The organism is Conexibacter sp. CPCC 206217 (assembly GCF_030646165.1).
Taxonomy (GTDB): domain Bacteria; phylum Actinomycetota; class Thermoleophilia; order Solirubrobacterales; family Solirubrobacteraceae; genus Conexibacter.
On the sequence record NZ_JAUTDO010000002.1, the window covers coordinates 494135 to 510215 of the forward strand.

At 71.7% G+C, this 16081-nt stretch carries 10 protein-coding genes; 5 read left to right on the forward strand and 5 right to left on the reverse strand.

What is annotated here, in order from left to right:
- Positions 1–17: 17 nt before the first annotated feature.
- From Q7L65_RS07025 to Q7L65_RS07035, 3 genes are read right to left on the reverse strand one after another with little or no spacing between them, the layout of a single operon-like run.
- Positions 18–1238 (reverse strand): M20 family metallopeptidase, encoded by a 1221-nt coding sequence (locus Q7L65_RS07025; RefSeq protein ID WP_304719761.1) that lies wholly within the window; start codon positions 1236–1238, stop codon positions 18–20.
- Positions 1235–2011: an SDR family NAD(P)-dependent oxidoreductase gene (locus Q7L65_RS07030; RefSeq protein WP_304719763.1), complete on the reverse strand. Its 777-nt coding sequence runs from the start codon at positions 2009–2011 to the stop codon at positions 1235–1237. Before Q7L65_RS07030 ends, Q7L65_RS07025 begins: the two co-directional genes overlap by 4 nt.
- Positions 2008–3321: a dihydrolipoamide acetyltransferase family protein gene (locus Q7L65_RS07035; protein ID WP_304719764.1), complete on the reverse strand. Its 1314-nt coding sequence runs from the start codon at positions 3319–3321 to the stop codon at positions 2008–2010. The genes Q7L65_RS07030 and Q7L65_RS07035 overlap by 4 nt, the downstream gene beginning before the upstream one ends.
- Before the next feature lie 135 nt (positions 3322–3456).
- Between Q7L65_RS07035 and Q7L65_RS07040 the strand changes: the two genes are divergently transcribed.
- The 4 genes from Q7L65_RS07040 (at position 3457) to Q7L65_RS07055 (ending at position 10941) form a co-directional block, all read left to right on the forward strand.
- The gene (locus Q7L65_RS07040; RefSeq protein WP_304719766.1) at positions 3457–4464 is read left to right on the forward strand and encodes a thiamine pyrophosphate-dependent dehydrogenase E1 component subunit alpha; all 1008 of its coding nucleotides are present in this window, start codon (positions 3457–3459) and stop codon (positions 4462–4464) included.
- Positions 4448–5431: an alpha-ketoacid dehydrogenase subunit beta gene (locus tag Q7L65_RS07045; RefSeq protein WP_304719768.1), complete on the forward strand. Its 984-nt coding sequence runs from the start codon at positions 4448–4450 to the stop codon at positions 5429–5431. The genes Q7L65_RS07040 and Q7L65_RS07045 overlap by 17 nt, the downstream gene beginning before the upstream one ends.
- Before the next feature lie 7 nt (positions 5432–5438).
- Positions 5439–6227: a FadR/GntR family transcriptional regulator gene (locus tag Q7L65_RS07050; protein ID WP_304719770.1), complete on the forward strand. Its 789-nt coding sequence runs from the start codon at positions 5439–5441 to the stop codon at positions 6225–6227.
- 1006 nt (positions 6228–7233) lie between these two features.
- Positions 7234–10941 carry an amidase family protein gene (locus Q7L65_RS07055; RefSeq protein WP_304719771.1) on the forward strand — a complete coding sequence of 1236 codons (3708 nt, stop codon included), beginning with the start codon at positions 7234–7236 and terminating at the stop codon, positions 10939–10941.
- A 242-nt stretch (positions 10942–11183) separates the two neighbouring features.
- On the opposite strand, the gene Q7L65_RS07060 is transcribed toward Q7L65_RS07055, so the two are convergent.
- Both Q7L65_RS07060 and Q7L65_RS07065 read right to left on the reverse strand, forming a co-directional pair.
- Positions 11184–12173, reverse strand: a complete 990-nt coding sequence (locus Q7L65_RS07060) for a hypothetical protein (protein WP_304719773.1) — start codon at positions 12171–12173, stop codon at positions 11184–11186.
- Positions 12170–12481, reverse strand: coding sequence for a hypothetical protein (locus Q7L65_RS07065; RefSeq protein WP_304719775.1), 312 nt, complete (start codon positions 12479–12481; stop codon positions 12170–12172). The genes Q7L65_RS07060 and Q7L65_RS07065 overlap by 4 nt, the downstream gene beginning before the upstream one ends.
- A gap of 233 nt (positions 12482–12714) precedes the next feature.
- Here Q7L65_RS07065 and Q7L65_RS07070 point away from each other — a divergent pair, with 233 nt between their 5' ends.
- Positions 12715–16044, forward strand: a complete 3330-nt coding sequence (locus tag Q7L65_RS07070) for a carboxypeptidase-like regulatory domain-containing protein (RefSeq protein WP_304719776.1) — start codon at positions 12715–12717, stop codon at positions 16042–16044.
- Positions 16045–16081 lie beyond the last annotated feature (37 nt).

A 16081-nucleotide genomic window follows, 5' to 3' on the forward strand; every position in this document is an offset into this window, starting at 1 on the left:
AGCGTCCGCCATCGTGCTCAGCTCAACAGTTCGAGCGCCGCGCGCGCGTAGACGTTGCCGGCGATGGCCACGTCGGCGAGCGCGATGTGCTCGTCGACGGTGTGCGCCTGCTCGAAGTCACCCGGGCCGAACGTGATCGCGGCCGGCACGCCGAAGCCGCGCGCGTCGGGCCGCATCAGCTCGGCCGCGTCGACCCAGCCGCCGTTGAAGTGGCGGATCTCGGCCGGCGTCCCGGTGACCGCCTCGACGGCCGCGGTGAGCGCCTTCACGCCGGCGTGCTCCGGGTCGGCCTCGCCGGGGCGCAGCCACAGGCGCCCGGCGCCCATCGGCAGCACCTTCAGCTCGAATCTGACCTCGCCGTCCTCCTGCTCCAGGCGGCGCAGGAAGACGTTGATCGCGTCGCGCGTCTGCGACAGCGTCGTGCCGATCGGCGAGAGGATCGAGAGGACCGCGTCGCAGCGGCCGGGGATCGCCCAACCGCCGCCGGGCGTCGTGCGGATCGCGTTGGTCGTCACGCGCGGGCCGAACCACTGCGAGTCGCCCTGCGGCAGCTCCAGCTCGCCGCGCTCGACCGCGAGCACGAGCTTCGCCATCTTGCCGATCGCGTTGATGCCCTGCTCGGGCTCGGTCGGGTGCGCGGTGCGGCCGATCGCCGTGATCTTCCAGGTCGAGATGCCGGGGTAGGCGATCTCGACGCCCTGGTTGCTGGTCGCCTCCGCCGAGAAGACGGTGCCGATCCGGTCGAGCACGCCGAGGTCGGTCATCAGCGTCGAGCCGCGGAAGGAGTCCTCGCCGTCGGAGTCCGACATGTAGTAGAGCGGGCCGCTGCGCGGGGCGCCGCTCTTCACGATCGCCTCGATCGCCGTCAGCATCGCGACGTCGGTGCCCTTCGAGTCGACCGCGCCGCGGCCGTACAGGACGCCGTCCACGACGTCCGCGCCCCACGGGTCGTGGGACCAGTCGGCCGGGTTGGCGCCGACGGTGTCGAAGTGCCCGTCGAACATCACGCCCGGGCCGTCGCCGTCACCCTCCAGCACGCCCAGCACGAGCGGCGCCTTGCGGCCCTCGACGGCGTAGTGCTCGACCGTCATGCCGAACTCACGCAGCCGCGCGGAGATCCACAGGTGGGCCGTCGTCGGCTCCCCGACGACGCTGCGGATCGAGACGAACTCCTTCAGCAGCTGCTCGCAGCGGTCGACGGCGACGGATGGCAGCGCGATCTGCTGGCCAGTGCTCATGTGGCGGTCCTTTCGTTCTGTGTCAGGGGAGCGGCCGTGCGGCCGGCCACCATCGCCGGGTGCTCTCGCAGCGAGAGCCCGCCGTCGACGGGGATCCGCGTGCCGGTGACCCAACCGGCCGCGGGTGAGACGAGGAAGGCGACGACGTCGGCGACCTCGCGCGGGTCGGGGATCCGCCCGAGCGGGGTGTGGGCGAGGAACGCGTCCGACAGCGCGGGATCGGCGTCGAGCGGAGCGGCCATCATCGGCGTGCGCACGACGCCGGGCGCGACGACGTTGCAGCGGATCCCGCGCGGGCCCAGCTCGAGCGCGACGGAGCGGCCGAGCGCGTCGACGCCGGCCTTCGCGGCGCAGTAGTGCGCCAGCCCGGTGACCGGCGCGACGCCGTCGATCGACGACAGCAGCGCGATCGCCGCGCCGGCGCCCATGTGCCGCAGCGCCGCTTGGACGGCATGGAAGGCGCCGGTCAGGTTGACGTCGAGCACGAGCTGCCAGTCGCGCGGGCGGATCTGCTCCAGCGGCGCGACGCGGCCGACGCCGGCGGCGCAGACGAGCGCGTCGAGCGGCTTGTCGGCCGCGAGCGCGTCGATGCCGGCGGCGGTGGCATCGGCGTCGCGCACGTCGAAGGCGGCGGTGGCGGCGATGCCGGGGGCTTGCTCGGCGTCGGCGTTGACATCGGCGACCGCGACCTCCCAGCCGTCGGCGACGAGCCGCTCGGCGCAGGCGCGGCCGATGCCGGAGGCGCCGCCGACGACGATGGCGCGGGCCCTCATCTCAACTCGCCTTCCAGCAGCGCGACGAGCGTCGTGAGCGCCTCGGCGCCCGCGGCGCCGTCGACGACGCGGTGGTCGAAGCTGACGGTCAGCGTCAACGTCGGGACGATCGCGAGCGTGCGGCCGCGGACCACCACCGTGTCGGTCACTCTGCCGGCGGCGACGATCGCCGACTCGCCGGGGTTGACCATCGCCGAGAACTGCGAGACGCCGAAGCCGGCGAGGCTCGACAGCGTGATCGCCCCGCCGCGCATCTGCTCCAGCGCGAGTCTGCCGGCGCGCGCGGCGGCGACGAGCTGCGTGCGCTGCGCGGCGATCTCGGCGATGCCGGCGTGCGGCACGTCGCGCACGACCGGCACGACGAGCCCGCGCTCGGTCGCAACCGCGATGCCGACGCCGATCGACTGGCGCCGCTGCAGCAGCGGCAGCTCGCCGTCGCGCTCGACCCAGCTCGTCGCCAACAGCGGATGACGCACCGCGGTCTCCGCGATCGCCTGCACGAGCAGGTCGTTGACGCCCGGTCGCGCCGCCCCGGCGGCGACGTCCGCCACCAGCGCGGCGCGCCGCTGCAGCAGGTGCGTCGCGTCGACGTCGCGCACGAGCTGGAACTGCGGAATCGTCTGGCTCTCGCTCATCCGCCGCGCAATCGCCCGCCGCAGCGCGCTCGGCTGCTCGATCGCGACATCGTCTGACGGGGGAGCGGTCGCGGTCGCTGTGACGGCGATCGCGTTGGCGTCGGCGACGCCGTTCCCGACAGCGGTCCCGTCGGCGTCGGCGGCGCCGTGCCCGGCAGCCGCACGCTCCACGTCGCGCAACGTGATGCGCCCGCGCGGGCCGGTGCCGTCGAGCTGGTCGAGCGCGATGCCGAGCGCGGCAGCGGCCCTGCGGGCGACCGGCGCCGCCCGCCGCCAGGCACGGTCGCGCCCGCCGGGCGCCTGCGCGGAAACGCTCTCGGCAGGCGCAAGCGCGGCGATGGCGACGCCCATGCCGGCCGACTGCGCGCCGCTCTCGGCAACCGTGCCGCTCGCACTCGCGGGCTCGCCCTCACCCGTCCCGGCGAGCGACTCCTCGGCGCTGTCGGCGAGCTGCACGAGCGTGGCCCCGACCGGGATCGTGTCGCCGACGGCGACCGTGAACGCGCGCACGACGCCGTCACACGGGGCGACGACGTCGGTCGTCGCCTTGTCGGTCTCCAGCTCGAGCAGCGCGTCGTCCTGGGAGACGCGCGCACCGACCTCGACGAGGAGCGCCGAGACCGTTCCCTCGGTCACCTCAAGGCCCATCTGCGGCATGACGACAGCAGTGATCACCGTGCGCTCGTCTCTCCTTCGAAGCACGCGCCACCCTCTCTTGGGCGACTGATTGTCAGACCGTAACAACTACTTGCGTCCGTTTCAACGGTCATTGTAAACTGATTGTCAGACACTAATGCCTGAGGAGAGACGATGAGCGACGGCTACGCGACTGGCGCGCCACCCGCACCCGGAGAACGCGGCGAGCGCGCCTCGCTCGTTCAGCTGTACGAGACGATGGCGCTGATCCGCGCGTTCGAGACGCGCGTAGCGGCGCTCTACCGCGACAGCGAGATCCCCGGCTTCGTCCACACCTCGCTCGGCCAGGAGGCCGTCGCGGCCGGCGTCTGCGCCGCGCTGACCGGCGAGGACTACGTCGCCACGACGCACCGCGGCCACGGCCACGTGCTCGCCAAGGGCGCCGACGTCGACGGCATGATGGCCGAGCTGTTCGCGAAGGAGACGGGCCTCTGCCGCGGCAAGGGCGGCTCGATGCACGTCGCCGACCCGTCGAAGGGCATCCTCGGCGCCAACGCGATCGTCGGCGCGAGCATCCCGCTCGCCGTCGGCGCGGGGCTGTCGAGCAAGCTGCTGAGCCAGGGCCGCGTCGCCGTCGCCTTCTTCGGCGAGGGCGCCGTCAACCAGGGCGCCTTCCACGAGGCCGTCAACCTCGCCGCGATCTGGGACCTGCCCGTGCTGTTCGTCTGCGAGAACAACATCTACGCCGAGTTCACCGACAGCACGACGATGACGCGCGTGGCGAACGTCGCGCAGCGCACGGCGGGCGGCTACGGGATCGAGGCCTCCTCGCACGACGGCAACGACGTCGCCGCCGTCCACGCCGCCACGCACGACGCGGCCGAGCGCTGCCGCTCCGGCGCCGGCCCGGTGCTGCTGGAGTTCGCCACCTACCGCTGGCACGGCCACTACGAGGGCGACGGCCAGCCGTACAAGAGCGAGCAGGAGGCGAGCGAATGGCGCTCGCGCGACCCGCTGGAGCAGGCCGCCGCGCGACTGCTCGCCGACGGGGACGCCGACGCGCCGCACCTCGCCGCCGTCCGCGCCGACGCCGCGACGCGCGTCGAGCGCGCGACCGAGCTCGCCCGCGCGGCGAGCGAACCCGCCGACGAGGAGGCCTACCAGCATGTCTTCGGCAACTGAAGCCGCCACGACCCGTTACATCGACGCGATCGGCAGCGGCATCGCGACGGCGCTGGAGCAGGACGACGCGGCCGTGCTGATCGGCATCGACGTCGGGGCCGGCGGCGGGATCTTCACCGTCACCAGAGGCCTGCACGAGCGCTTCGGCTCCGAGCGCGTGATCGACGCCCCGATCAGCGAGATGGGCTACGTCGGCGCGGCCGTCGGCGCCGCGATGACGGGCCTGAAGCCGATCGTCGAGATCATGTTCATGGACTTCGTCGGCGTCTGCCTGGACCCGATCATGAACCAGGCCGCGAAGCTGCGGTACATGACCGCGGGCGCGCTGCGGATACCGATCGTCTTCCGCACGCAGACGGGCGCCGGGCGCAGCGCCGGCGCACAGCATTCGCAGAGCCTGGAGGCGATGCTCGCGCACATCCCCGGGCTGAAGGTTGTGATGCCGGCGACCGTGACCGACGCGCGCGACCTGCTGCTCGCCGCCGTCGCCGATCCCAACCCCGTCGTCTACGTCGAGAACCGCCGCCTCTACGGCATGAAGGGCGCGCTCGGCGACGATCCGCTGCCGCTCGGCAGAGCGCGTGTCGCGCGCGGCGGCGACGACGTGACGGTGGTGACATGGGGCCAGATGGTGCGCGAGTCGCTGAAGGCGGCGGAGTCCTGCGCGGCATCGATCGAGGTGATCGACCTGCGCTCGCTCGTGCCGCTCGACATCGAGACGGTGCTCGCATCGGTGCGGCGGACCGGCCGGCTGCTGGTCGTGCACGAGGCGGTCGAGGCGTTCGGCGCCGGCGGCGAGATCGCCGCTCGCGTCGGGCGCGAGCTGTTCGACGAGCTGCGCGCGCCGGTGCGGCGGCTGGGCGCGCCATCGGTGCCGATGCCGTTCAGCCCGGCGCTGGAGCGTTCGCTGATGCCCGCTGCGAGCGCGATCGCCCGCGCCGCCGAGGAGCTTGTCGAAGAGGGATGATGTGGAGATGAGCAGCGAGCCCCGCTTCGTCGACGCGCCGGTCCAGGCCGCGCGTGCCTACGAGCTGCTGGCCGAGCGGATCCGCGCGCGGATCCGCTCCGGCGAGCTGCGCGCGGGCGACCGGCTGCCGCCGGAGACCGCGCTGGCGGAGGAGGCGCAGGTCAGCCGCTCGACCGTGCGCGAGGCCCTGCGGATGCTGCAGGAGGCCGGCTACCTGGAGCGTTCCAGCCCGCGCATCATGGTCGTGCGCGCACACGACCCCGACGACGACTCGGCCGCGCTGACGCGCGCGATGCGGCGCGGCAACCTGACCTTCGGCGACCTGCACGAGGCGCTGCTCGTGTTGGAGCCCGAGCTGACGCGGCTCGCGGCCGCGCGCGCCGACAGGGACGACGTCGCTCGCCTGCGCGCGAACCTCGACGCGCAGGCGCAGCAGCTCGACGACTTCGACGCCTGGAACCGACTCGACCAGGAGTTCCACCTGGAGATCGCCGAGATGAGCCGCAACCCGGCGCTCGTGATCGCGCGGACGCCGATCTCAGAGCTGCTGATCCCCGTGCTGCACCGCTTCATGGTGTCGCACAAGCTGACCGCGCGCGGGCTCGCGTTCCACGAGCGGATCTTCGAAGAGATCCGCGGCGGCGACCCCGAGGCTGCGGCGCTGATGACGCGCAAGCACATCAACGACTTCCTCGTCGGCTGGGAGCGCGCCGGCCTCCCGGTCGACCTGCAGATCGGCGAGGTCAGCGACGACGCGATCGCGCGCGCCGGGCACGCGGCGGTGTCGGCGCTGTGAAGCACGTGAGGTCGGCGTTCCCGCTCCCGCCCCGCGCGGCCGCCTCGGCGCAGTGACCGATAGGACGCACATGGGCCAGCATCCGCAACGACCGTTCGCTCTGCCGCCCGGGGCGACCGATCTGGTGCTCGTGCGCCACGGCGCGTCCGCGGCCGGCGACCCCGACGCCGTCTACGGCGAGGTCGACGGCGCTGGGACGTCGTGCCCGGCGGCGAGCCAATGGCCGATTTCGGCGACCGCGTCGCTGCCGGTCTCAACGCGGTCGCCGACCGCACGGGTCCCGGCCGGGCCAGCAGGGTCCGACCCGTGATGTAGCACGCCGACCTGCTGCCGGAGCTGTCCGGCAGCGACCGGAGCCACCGGTCGCGTTCACGCGGATCGCCCCGACGATCGATTGGAGCGCGAGCGTCGGCGTGCTCGGTGAACGTCGCGCGCGACCGACCGCGGGGAGTTGTGCCACGGCGGAGAGCGCGGCCGGTAGGGGTGATGTTGTCGCGGGCGCAGCGTGACGCGCTGCGCGAGGAGATCGTCACGGCGCTGACGGGTCTCGGCGAGATCCTGATCGCGATCCGCCGCTAGCAGTTCGGATATGCGCGGACGCCGGGTCAGCGCTTTGGGGACCTGTTGCGGTTGCTGGACGACCTCGGCTGGGGCGAGCAGGACGACGGCGAGCGGTTCGTCTTGACGCTCGCGCCCGAGGGCGCTGGCGCGTGTGGTCTCCTACCTCCCCGGACATCGCGCCGGGGCGGGCGCCGAAATCGCCCGCCTTCGCTGCAAACGAGCTGGCAGAACATCCTCATGTCCGGTCAGTGAAATCCATACGCGGCAGTCGCAGAACTAATTCACCGTGAGACCAAACTGGTTTATGGTGATTCTGGACAGTTGGATAGGTCGAGCCGGACATGCATACCGTAGCGTGCGGCGCTCGGAGCGTGGCAGCCCCGGCGCGGGGGTTGGCACGTAGGACCGATCCTTCGTCCCAGTCTCGATCCAGGAAGTCTCCCCCGTGCCCCAACTCTCCCCTGCGCGGCGGCCGCTGCCACGCGCTTCGTTCGCTGGGCGCCTGTTCGCGCGCGCCTCGGCACTGACCGCCGCCGGCGCTGCGGCAGCGTTGATCGGCGCAAGCGGCGCCGGCGCCGCGGCGCCGCCGGTCGTCGACCTCGAACGTGCGACGGTCGATTCGCTGGAGGACATGATGGCCACCGGCGAGCTGAGCAGCGAGCAGCTGACCGCGCTGTACATCAACCGGATCGCGGCGCTCAACAACCGCGCCGCCGGCCTCAACGCCGTCCGCAGCCTCAACCCGAGAGCGCTCGAGCAGGCGCGTGCGCTCGACGCGGAACGCGCGGCCTCCGGTTCCCGTGGTCCGCTGCACGGCATTCCGGTACTGGTGAAGGACAACCTCGACTACGACGGGCTGCCGACGACCGCCGGCTCGGTCGCGCTGGAGCACTCCTACCCGTCACGCGACTCGACCGTGGTCGCCAACCTGAGAAGAGCCGGGGCGGTGATCCTCGGCAAGACCAACCTTGGCGAGTTCGCCAACTACACGACCACCGGCATGCCGGCCGGCTACTCGTCGCTCGGCGGGCAGGTGCTCAACGCCTACGACACGACGGTCAGTCCGCGCGGCTCCTCGTCGGGCTCCGGCGTCGCGGCCGCCGCGGGCCTTGCGGCGATCACGATCGGAACCGAGACCTCCGGTTCGATCATCGGGCCCGCGACCGCCAGCGGCGTCGTCGGCCTGCGCCCGACCGTCGGTCTCGTCAGCCGCGCCGGAATCATTCCGATCTCCGCCTCGCAGGACACGGCCGGGCCGATCGTCCGCACCGTCGCCGACGCCGCCGCAACGCTCTACGCGATCGCCGGACCCGACCCCGAGGACGGTGCGACGGACGGCACCCAGCCGGGCTCGATCGGACAGCCGGCCAGACTCCCGGACTACATGGCCGCGCTCGACGCGGGCGCGCTCAGAGGCACGCGGATCGCGACCGTCAACGATCCGGAGCCGAAGTACCAGGCCGCGATCAGAGCCATCCAGGCTGCGGGCGCCGTCACTGTCCAGATCGCCACGCCGACCGCCACGGCGCCGCCCGCGATCCTTGACTTCGAGTTCAAGCGGGACATGAACCACTACCTGGATCGGCTGCCGGACGACGCTCCGCGCCAGAGCTTCCAGGACATCATCGACTACAACAACGCGCACGCGCAGGAGGCGCTGAAGTTCGGCCAGGTCCACTTCGACGCGGCCAACCTGATCGACCTCTCCGATCCGGCCACCAGAGCCGAGTACGAGGCCGACCGCGACGGAGGCCAGGTCGCGACTCGCGCCGCGATCGACGACGCGCTGCAGAACGGCACCCCGGGCGACACGAGCGACGACTTCGCCGCGATCATGACCCCGTCCGGCACGCTCACGAGCACCGGGGCGCGTGCCGGATATCCGCAGCTGACGGTCCCGGCCGGCTACAGCGACCCGGGCCGACTTCCCGTCAACATCTCCTTCGTCGGCACCGCCTACAGCGAGGCGAGGCTGCTCGCGCTCGGCTATGCCTACGAGCAGACGACGAGACTGCGGCGGCCGCCGTCGGAGTTGAACACGAACCTCTTCCGCTGCGCGAGAACCTCGCCGCTGAGCGCCTTCGCCGGTCGTGGCGACTGCAACCCCGGTGCCGAGCTGCTGGAGCTGATCGGCGAGCAGCCGCAGCTGCCGTTCTCGATCGAGACGGCCGGCATCCCGGAGCTGGAGAGACGGATGCAGCAAGGCACGCTCGACTCCGTGACCCTGACGAAGGCGTACATGGCCCGGATCGCCCACTCCAACGCGACAGGCCCGACCACCAACGCCGTCCGCTCGATCAACCCGATGGCGCTGCAGGAGGCCGCACAGCTCGACGCCGAGCGCAGAGCCGGCAGCATCCGCGGCCCGCTGCACGGCATGCCGGTCCTGCTCAAGGACAACGTCGACGCGGTCGGGATGCCGACGACCGCCGGCTCGATCGCGCTGCAGACTTCCTACCCTGACAGTGACGCACCGTTGACCAGACGGCTGCGCGAGGCCGGCGCCGTGATCCTCGGCAAGGCCAACCTGAACGAGTTCGCCGGCTACATGTCCGACGCGGCGCCGAGCGGTTACTCGACGCTCGGCGGGCAGGTGCTCAACCCCAACAACGGCCTCCTCACTCCGCGCGGCTCCTCCAACGGCTCGGCGGTCGCCGCGGCGACCGGCCTGGCGGCCGCGACGATCGGCACCGACACCTCCGGCTCGATCGTCAGTCCCGCGGTCGCCAACGGCGTCGTCGGCCTGCGGCCGACGCAGGGTCTCGTCAGTCGCACCGGGATCGTGCCGATCTCATCGACGCAGGACACGGCCGGCCCGATCACGCGCACCGTCGCCGATGCCGCCTACACGCTGGAGGGGATCGCCGGACCGGATCCCGAGGACCCGGCCACGACCGGCGACAGCCCGGGCAGCACGGCACAGCCGCCGACGCTGCCGGACTACGTCGCCGCGTTGGACAGAGACGCGCTCGACGGCGCGCACATCGCGGTCATCGACTCCGACGCCGTCGGCTACGACGAGGCGATCGCGGTGCTGAGAAGACTCGGGGCCGACGTCGAGGAGGTGCCGACCCCGGCGCTGCCCTCGGCACCCGGGATCCTCGGCTACGAGCTCAAGCGCGACATGAACGCTTACCTCGACCGGCTCCCGACGACGGCACCGATCCAGACCCTGGCCGACATCGTCGCCTACAACTCCGCGCACCCGGCGGAGGCGCTCAAGTACGGGCAGGAGTTGCTGACGGCGGGCGAGGCAGTCGACCTCTCCGACCCGACGACGAGAGCGACGTACGAGGCCGCCCGCGACCTCGGCATCCAGCAGGCCAACGACGGTATCGACGAGACGCTCGAGAACGGCACGCCCGGCGACGGGAGCGACGACTTCGACGCGCTCTTCTTCCCGGGTCGCGATCTGCGCGCGTTCGCGTCCGTCGGCGGCTACCCGCTGCTGACGATCCCGGCCGGCTACGACGACTCGATCGGGCGCGACCCGGTGAACGTCTCGTTCATCAGCACGCCGTACACGGAGGACAGGCTGATCGGCTACGGCTACGCCTACGAGCAGGCGTCGCTGATGCGGCGCCCGCCCAGCTTCATCAACCCGAGCATGTGGCGCTGCGTGCCCGGCGGCGAGTTCGGGTCGCGCTCCTGCGCGCCAGGCGAGTTCGTTTCAGTGCCCGACACGCCGGACACGCCAGAGCCCCCGGCTGCACCCGCGCCGCCCGCCCCGCCGGAGCCCCCGGCTGCGCCCGCGCCGCCGGCCCCACCGACCGGCAGACCGGCCCCGCGACCGAGCGCAGTGATCGGTCGCAACACGTACAGATCGACCGTTGCGGGCTTCCTGCGCAGAGGCGTACGGATCCAGGGCAGATGCGTCGCAGTCGGGCGCGGCACGATCGCGCTGACGGTCGGTGGCAGAGCGGCCAGACGAGCCGGGCTGTCGGCCAGACGCCGCTCGTTCACGCTCGCCAGCGCGACCGTCCGATGCAGAGGCGGACGTTTCTCGGTGCTGTTGAGACCGACGGCGAGAGCGCGCAGAGCGCTCAGAAGCCGCAACCTCAGAGGTCGGTCAATCGGCGCACAGCTGACGCTGCGGATGCGCAGCGGCAGAGTCGTGCGAACCGACCGCGCGCGAGTGACGTTGAGGATGTAGGAGGCGCCCCGCCGCGCGCCGGCTACGGCCGGCGCGCGGCGTCCTGACGTCGCGGGCAGCAATCGACAGCGCCGTGAGCGCGGGCAGCTGATCGCGAGAGAAACCACCCGAAACCGCCGATATCCGGCGCTCGCGCAAGCGCCGCGAAACCACCCACCACCGCGCTGGATCGGTCGCGACGTCGCACGGCACGCCCTGCGCCGGTCCATGACTCGCCCCAGAGCCGACCCCGCCGGCCTCGATCAGTCCTCCTCGATCGGATCGACGGGCTTCGCTCGACCGAGGCCGGTGTCTCTCGTCGTCGTGAACGTGAGCGTCCGTGCGGGGCAGCCGTCGCGTGGCAGCGTGATCACCTTCGGGGCTTCGTCGCTGCCGCCGATGCGCAGCGCCTGAAGCGAAGTGACGCTGCAGCCGAGACGGTCCTGGCCCGCTCTTTCAAGCGTCAGCTGCATCAGGACGGGCGCGGGAGCGGCTCTCGACTCCGGATCCGGAAGCGGCGCGAGCCCGAGCAGCGCAACACCGGTTGCGACGAGCAGGACCGCTGCAAAAGAGGTCGCCCACGCCCAGCGGAAGCGGACCCCCACACGCTGGCTGGCCTTCAGCCGGTAGGCCGCGCGACGGACGGCGTAGCGGTCGTCGAGCTGCTGCCGCATCGTGGCCAGCGTCGTCTCGCCGCTCGTCGCTGTTGCTTCCGCCTCGGCGGACTTCAGCGCCAGCTCCGCTCTCGTCTCGCTTGCCACAGACGCGTCGGCGGCCGCGGCTACCGCGACGGCGCGTGCCGTGGCCGCGTCGTCCTTCAACGTTGCGACCGTGTAGGCCTCATCGGCGGTCCGCGTTCGCAGCTTCGCCGTGGATTTCCGCAGCTCGTCATACGTCTCGAAGCCCGCACCAGGTATCGGCGCAAGCAAGAAGCCCTTCAGGTCGCCCTCCTTCAGCGCGACCGGCGCTATCACGTTCGCCAGACCGAGCACACCGACCAACGCGCCCACGGCCGCCGCAAACACGCCGAAGATCAGCTCCAGCTCGTCGAAGCCGCCTCTCCCCGGGTCGCGCACGATCGCGCCGACGATCGCGATGCTCGGGATCGCCCCGAGCGCGGAGGCGACCCACAACGCGGCTCTACGCGTCCCCTCGGCCGCTTCGATCGCGTCGTCGAAGAGCGGCTCGGGTCCCTTCGGCGCCGCTTCCTCGGCCGGCGGCGCGTCCGCCGCGGCCGGCGCTCTCCCGCTCATCGACCCAGCTCGATCGCGATCGCGGGCGGCGGCGGCGGTTCTATCGCCAGCAGCTCGAACAGGTCCGGCAGCAGCGGATCGAAGTACCCGATCTCGACCACGCCGCCGTCCTCGACCACGCGAGTTGAGCGGGCGAGCACCTCGTAGAACGCCCCCTTGTCGACGATGTCGCTGCGTGCCAGCTGCGGTCCGATGCGCACCGGCTGCCGTCTCTCGACGGTGCGGACCTCCAGCATCGGCGTCCCTTCCAACAGCACGGTCACCGTGCGCCCGCTTCTCCAACGCACGTCGAGTCGTATCGGCTGCACCCTCGCCCCCTCTGCCCCGGTCGGTTGGCGGGAAGACAAGCTGAACTTCGCTTCCTAGTCAAATGATGGTCCGGATTCACTATTGACGCGAATGGGTCGCGGTCAGCACCCCGGGCGAGACCAGCCGGCTCGGGCCTCTCACCATTCCACTAGATTCCCGCCGGGAAGTGCAGCACACGACGATCAGGGGAACGGGGATGCGAGGATCGGGGCCGGTTACGCGTGCAGTTGGAGTGGCGATCGCGAGCGTGCTGATGCTGGCGTGCGCGGCAGGGGCTGCGCAGGCGGCGACGCTGAGCGGGACGGTGTACTACGGCAGAGACAGTCATGAGATACCGCAGTCCGGCGCGACGGTCACCGCGGTCGACGCGGCCAGCGGGAGAACCGTCGCGACCGCGACCAGCGACGCGTTCGGCGGCTACACCCTCGCCGTCGCCGACGGCAGCTATGACGTGACCTTCTCGTACCCGCTCTGGACGTATGCGCAGACGTTCAGAGCGCTCGACCTGTCGAGATCCCGCGAACTCGACGTCACGCTCGTGCAGGAGGGATGGGCGCGCGTCAGCGCGACCGTCAGCGATCCGGACGGTCCGCTGAGCGGCGTCGCCGTCGCGCTCGGCGGGTTCACGACGGAGACCGGTGCCGACGGCCGCTTCGTCCTGTACGTCTGGCTCGGCGCCTACGACCTGCAGTTGGACGGCGACGGGTGGTCGCTGCAGAGCGACAGATTCACGCTCGACGGCGATCGCGACCTGTCGCTGGAGCTGCCGGAGCGGACGTCGCTGACGCTGCACGTGCGGGGCAGCGACGAGACGCCGCTCGCGGGCGCGGGCGTCTCGTTTCCCTCGCTGTCGGTCCAGACGCCGCTCGCCGGCGGTTCGCTGAGCGGCCGGCTGGAGAGCGATCCGTTGCTCGCCTCCGTCGACGTGGACGGTGACGCGATCTTCCCGGTCTTCGTCGGCAGCGCCTCGGCCGGGCTCAGCGGGCTCGTCACGCCGAGATCGCCGCGCTACCGCGAGACCCAGTTCTCGATCTCGCCCGTTCACAGAAATGCATCGGTCTACGTGACTCCGCAGTACCACGTGCGCCTCACTGGAACGCTCAGAGAGGGCGACCAACCACTTGCGGACGCTCGTATCGGCGGCAGACTCCGCCTCGACGACTACACGACGGCTGACGGCAGCTTCGAGGTCTACGTCCCTCAGGGCGAGACGGTCCTGACGATGGACAGCGGCAATGACGATCCAGACGCGTGGACACTCAGCGAAGTCCCCTTTGACTTCGAGACCGATCAGACGGTGGCACTGACACTCCCGGCCCGCGAGCCGGCGACCATCCGCGTCGTCGATCCTGCGGGCAGACCGGTCGCCGGCGCGACGGTCATCACGCCAGGTCGCAGCGGGCCATTCGAGCTCGGCGGCGCGGGAACAGGCTGGATGTCCCAAAACGGCACGTCAGCGGCGACCGACGCATCGGGCGAGGCCACCTTCCGGATCTTTCCCGGCCTTGCACCGGACGCGTCGCCCTTCGCCACCCTCGTGCCGCCGGAGGGCAGCGGCCTGGCCAACCAGGAGTTCGAGCTGGTGACCGGCGTCACGACGATCGTGCTCGACGCGACTCCGCCGGAGCAGGTGACGCTCAGCGGCCATCTCGTCCCAGGCGGCGAGGCAGTCGAGGGCGCGACGCTGACACTCGGCGACGAGACCGCCACGACCGGCAGAGACGGCGCCTTCTCCTTCACGGTCGCGCCCGGGACGTACACCTTCAGCGGCAGCTGGACGGGGCCGGAAGGCAGCGACGCCTATTTCGAGAACTCCGCGCTCGAGTTGAGGGAAGACCGGGACCTGTCGCTCAGATGGGCAGGCTGGCAGGAACGGACCGTCGAAGTGCGAGCGCTCGTCGCAGACAGACTCGGCGACACCGTCCCCGGCATTCCGGTGAGACTGCCGGCGTTCGTCGTCACCCCGTCGAACCCGGCCTCGCCGGCCCGCACGGCGCTGCGCATCCGGCCGCCGCAACTCACCACCGGTGCCGACGGCACCGCAGTCTTCCGCCTGCCCGGCGGCGGCGTCACGGCATTGGGCGGCATCGGTCGCCTCGAACCGCCGAGCGGGAGCGGCTACTCGACCAGCTCATTCGTCGCTCCCTCCGTCGACGCCTGGTCCGATCCGCTGGTCGTGCCGGCTCTGCAGTCCGACACGGAGCCACCAGTCGTGGCCTGCGACGCCGCCCCGAGCGGCTGGCACACCGCTGACGTTGCGATCGCCTGCACCGCCAACGACGACGGCAGCGGGCTGCTGCGTCCGGACGACGGCGCCTTCACACTGTCGACGAACGTGCCCGCCGGCAGCGAGAACGCGAACGCCTACACCGACGCCCGCGAGATCTGCGACACCGCCGGCAACTGCGTGGCGGTCGGCCCGCTCGGGCCGATCGCGGTCGACCGCGCCGCGCCGGCGATCACGTTCGAGCTGACACCGGATCCGCTCGTGAGAGGCGACTGGTGGACGGTCTCGAGAGTCGCCGTCCACGTGACCGTGACCGACGCCAACATCGGCACGCTCGCGTGCGACGTCGACGGCGTCGCGAAGACCTTCGCGCGCACGAGAACGGCGACGCAGATCAGCGGCACCTTCTACGCCAGCCTCGAAGGCCGCCACACGGCCGGGTGCACGGCAATCGACGCGGGCGGCCACGTCGCCTCCGCGCAGCGCCAGATCGACATCGACCTGAAGAACCCGGCCGCGCCGACGGGCAGCGCCGACCGCGCGCCCGAGTCCGTGACCGGCAACTGGTTCGCCGACACGGTGACCGTGACGTTCGCCGACAACGGCGACCCGCTGCTGGCCGACGGCAGCGCCGGCAGCGGCGTCGACCCGGACAGCGTGCCGGCGGCGGTCACCTACGACACGAGCGGCAGCCACGTCGCGTCCGGCACGGTGACGGACCGTGCCGGGCGCACCTCCACGACGGGCAGACTGACCGTCAAGGTCGACGCCGATCCTCCGACGAGCACGCTCATCTGCCCCACCAACCCGGTCATCCTCGGCGCGAGAGCGACCGCGAGATGGCAGGACGCCGACGGCCAGTCGGGCCTGACGGCCGGCGCGAGCGGCACGGTCGCGCTCGACAGCTCGGCGATCGGCTCCTACGGAGCGAGACACGCTGCGGTCGACCGCGTCGGCCACACGGCGACGAGCACCTGCGGATACAGCGTCGTCTACGCCTTCGCCTGGCGCGGCGGCGTGCAGACCGCACCAGCCCTCAACGCCGTCGCCCCGGGCGTGAGAACGCAGACGATCTGGTTCTCGATCGGCGGCGACCAAGGCCCTGACCTGGTCACGAGCGGATGGCCGCAGGTCGAGCCGATCGATTGCACGACCGGCGTCGCCGGCGGTGCAGCGAGCCCGGCGAGCCTCGCCGGCACGCTCGCCTGGGACGCGGTCAACGGCCGCTACGGCATCCCCTGGGACGTCGCGACCGACCTGCCGGCCAGCAGCTGCGTGGAGCTGAGGATTCTACTCAGCGACGGCGTCGAGCGAAAGGCACTGTTCGCACGCTGAGGCTGCCTCAGGCCGCCGATCTGTTGCCGATCAGGGT

Excerpts from the sequence above, each read along its gene's own strand:
- Q7L65_RS07045 (WP_304719768.1), top strand. The coding sequence starts at position 4,448 with ATGTCTTCGGCAACTGAAGCCGCCACGACCCGTTACATCGACGCGATC.
- Q7L65_RS07060 (WP_304719773.1), bottom strand. The coding sequence starts at position 12,173 with ATGAGCGGGAGAGCGCCGGCCGCGGCGGACGCGCCGCCGGCCGAGGAA.
- Q7L65_RS07040 (WP_304719766.1), top strand. The coding sequence starts at position 3,457 with ATGAGCGACGGCTACGCGACTGGCGCGCCACCCGCACCCGGAGAACGC.
- Q7L65_RS07025 (WP_304719761.1), bottom strand. The coding sequence starts at position 1,238 with ATGAGCACTGGCCAGCAGATCGCGCTGCCATCCGTCGCCGTCGACCGC.
- Q7L65_RS07030 (WP_304719763.1), bottom strand. The coding sequence starts at position 2,011 with ATGAGGGCCCGCGCCATCGTCGTCGGCGGCGCCTCCGGCATCGGCCGC.
- Q7L65_RS07050 (WP_304719770.1), top strand. The coding sequence starts at position 5,439 with ATGAGCAGCGAGCCCCGCTTCGTCGACGCGCCGGTCCAGGCCGCGCGT.